The following is an 808-nucleotide window of genomic DNA, read 5'->3' as shown; positions in this document are numbered from 1 at the left end:
GCTTGACCATTATCAAGCATCGCTTGGGTCACGAGACCGTTAAACAATTCGTTGCCGTTACCATCAGTGATGATCAGCGTGTCACCAATTGCGGTGCCCGCGGCTAAGGTCACGGTGGCGGTGACGGTGCCATCCGCGCCAATTTCATCGCTGCTGTAAATACCGTCATCACCCATGCCTTCAAACTCAACGTTTGGAGTAGGTGCATCAGTGTTATCAACGTCTTGCTTATCAGTGGCGATAGCCGATGGGTTACCGGCAGCATCAATAACCTGCGCGGTGACATCCACTTGGGTTTGACCATCGACCACCGCGACTTCAATGGCTTGGCCATTGGTGAGCATTTCGCCGGTGACCAGACCGTTAAACAATTCGTTGCCGTTACCATCAGTGATGATCAGCGTGTCACCRATKKYGGTGCCCGCGGCTAAGGTCACGGTGGCGGTGACGGTGCCATCCGCGCCAATTTCATCGCTGCTGTAAATACCGTCATCACCCATGCCTTCAAACTCAACGTTTGGAGTAGGTGCATCAGTGTTATCAACGTCTTGCTTATCAGTGGCGATAGCCGATGGGTTACCGGCGGCATCAATGACTTGTGCATCAACATTGACCTGGGTATCGCCTGCAGCGACAGGGACTTCCACGGCTTGACCATTATCAAGCATCGCTTGGGTTACGAGGCCGTTGAACAATTCGTTGCCGTTGCCATCAGTGATGATCAGCGTGTCACCAATTGCGGTGCCGGCGGCTAAGGTCACGGTGGCGGTCCAATTGCGGTGCCGGCGGCTAAGGTCACGGTGGCGGT

1 protein-coding gene is annotated in these 808 nt (G+C 54.5%); it reads right to left on the bottom strand.

The features are described 5' to 3' along the window. Positions 1 to 808, bottom strand: an 808-nt coding sequence (locus tag BM739_RS20310) for a hypothetical protein (protein ID WP_175609568.1), incomplete at both ends; no start/stop codon positions are given.

The sequence above is a fragment of the Shewanella sp. UCD-KL21 genome (assembly GCF_001957135.1).
GTDB lineage: Bacteria > Pseudomonadota > Gammaproteobacteria > Enterobacterales > Shewanellaceae > Shewanella.
Note: the sequence above shows the minus strand (reverse complement) of the source record. Positions and strands in the feature narration are given on the sequence as shown.